This is a genomic window from Rhodopseudomonas sp. AAP120 (genome assembly GCF_001295845.1).
Classification (GTDB): domain Bacteria; phylum Pseudomonadota; class Alphaproteobacteria; order Rhizobiales; family Xanthobacteraceae; genus Rhodopseudomonas.
Map to the genome: position 1 here is coordinate 1 of NZ_LJIC01000194.1, position 2,204 is coordinate 2,204.

Annotated in this window: 2 protein-coding genes and 1 pseudogene; 1 reads left to right on the forward strand and 2 read right to left on the reverse strand. The window is 66.8% G+C overall.

Features of this window, described 5'->3' with window-relative positions; all coding sequences use genetic code 11:
- A partial coding sequence (locus tag IP86_RS25770) for a TfoX/Sxy family protein (protein ID WP_349509542.1) occupies positions 1–687 on the forward strand: 687 nt, incomplete at its 5' end.
- Positions 688–727: 40 nt separating this feature from the next.
- Here the strand turns inward: IP86_RS25770 and IP86_RS25775 are convergent.
- On the reverse strand, positions 728–1,795 hold the full coding sequence (locus tag IP86_RS25775; RefSeq protein WP_054165299.1) for a GGDEF domain-containing protein: 1,068 nt from the start codon (positions 1,793–1,795) through the stop codon (positions 728–730).
- 144 nt (positions 1,796–1,939) lie between these two features.
- A pseudogene (locus tag IP86_RS25780) lies at positions 1,940–2,204 on the reverse strand (DEAD/DEAH box helicase); the annotation flags it as partial.

Here is a 2,204-nt window from a genome sequence, read left to right on the forward strand (position 1 = left end):
AAATACGCTGCTGCACTTCAAACGCTCCGTGCCCCGGACGCTGCGCAGCGCGCCGCTCTGGCGGCGTGGTGCACCGCGTCCGCGGGCCCGGTTCAGTGGCCATCTTGCCTCGAACTTGAAGCCCACTATGCTTGCCCGCGGCAACGCAGGGCGGGGGCGCCGATGGATCGTGATTACCTCGCGGATTTGTTCGAGCCGTTCGGGCCGGTGACGATCCGGCGGATGTTCTCCGGCTTCGGCGTCTCGGCCGACGGCATCACCTTCGCGCTGGTGCTGCGGGACACGATCTATCTGCGTGCCGATGCTGCGACGATCGCCAGGTTCGAGAGCGAAGGCTCGCAGCCGTTCTCTTATACGACCCGGCAGCGGACGGTGACGGTCGCATCGTATTGGCGGCTGCCGGACCGGCTGCTCGACGAACCCGACGAACTGGTGGAGTGGTCGCGCGCAGCGCTCGCGGCGGCGGAGCGTGCGGCGCTGGCCAAGTCACGCAAGCCACGGAAGGCGAAGGCAGGCACGACGACGTCTGCCGTGCGGGCGAAGACGGCCAAGGGAACGGCGAAAGCAGAGCACCAGAAAGCAGGCGGATCCACGCGGCCCAAGAATGCCGGTGAGCCTAACGGCAAAGCGGGGGCGAAGCCGCGTCACAGTCCGGCAACTGCATCGCGCCGTTCGCGCGCGAAGTAAGCAGTGCCAGCATCGTTGTCGACTCGATGGGGGAGGTCGACTACGCGACCTTCGCGGCTTCGACCTTGCGGAATTCCGGGTCGGTTTCGCAGATGACGCGGTTGCGGCCGTTGCGCTTGGCCGAATAGAGGCAGGCGTCGGCGCGTTCGATCAGGGCGTCGGCATCGTCGTCGGGCTTGAGCGTCGAGACGCCGGCCGACAGCGTGACGCGGCCGAGTATCTCGCCGGTCGACTTCTTCTTCAGCTCCTTGGACATCACGACGCGGCGGATGTCATCGGCGATCATCAGGGCCTGACGTAGCGGCGTTTCCGGCAGCACCACGGCGAATTCCTCGCCGCCGTAGCGCGCCGGGATGTCGTTGCTCTTGATGGTCTGCTTCAGCGTCATGCCGACCAGACGAAGCACTTGGTCGCCGGTAAGGTGCCCGTAATTGTCGTTGAACGACTTGAAGTGATCGATGTCGATCATCAGCAGCGACAGCGGACGCCGGCTCACGCCGGCGCTGCGAACCGCCTCGCTCACGACGCGGTCGAAATGCTTGCGATTGCCGAGGCCGGTCAACGGATCGGTCAGGCTCTCGGCGCGGATCGCTTCCAGGCTGGCCTGCAGATTGGTGATTTCCAGGCGCGAGGTGGAAAGCCGTTCTTCCAGCGCGCTGTTGGCTTCCTGCATTTCGCGGGTGGCCGACACCAGCCGTTCGACGATGGTCTTGATCTGCTCGTGATCGGTGGCCAGCGACAGGTTCTGGCTCGCGCCTTTCAGGTTGGCGCCGAACGTCGCCGTGGTGCCGAGCGTATCGGCGAGCAGCGACATCATGTCGTCGATCTCGCTGACGACGCGGGCGCCGATGCGGTCGATCCGGTCATTGGTCCGGCTCGGCGACAGATAGCAGTCGTGGAGTTGTTCGAGGTCCGAGTCGCTCAATCGGCCGCGGTTGGCCAGCGCCTCGTTGATCGCCTTGTTGAGCTCGGCGTTGTAGCCGGTGGCGTAAACGTACCAGATCTCGTAGTTCCGCGGCATTGCAGGCTGCCGCAGTGCTTTGATCTGGTTCAGCGCAAGCTCGGCATACGCCATGCTGCGCTCGTGTTCATCCTGCATACCGGCCACCGCGTCCCCCGGCGGACCAACCGGGTCCGCCATTCCCGGTTGCAAAAACTACGGGGTGACGGTGAACGCCGGGTAAACTTTCGTGAGGCCGTGAGTGCAGGGCTGGTGCGGAGCGAGAAAGCTCATGCGCCGCACCGCAGCATTTCAGCCGCGCGCCCGCACCGGGCGCAGCAGGAAGGCCGGCAGGTGCGAGTGATCGCCGGGCTCCGAGGAGGCGTCGCGCGGCGGCGGCGCCGAACCGAACGAAGCGTGCGCAGGCGCGGGGGTGCTACGCGGCTCGCGACGCGGCTTGCGCGCATCGCGGGGCTCGCGGCGGCTTTCGCCACGCGGCTCGCGGGTCTCGCGCGGCTCGCGGGTCTCTCGCGGCTCGCGGGTCTCGCGCGTCGCGCGGTCCTCGCCGCGGGCTTCG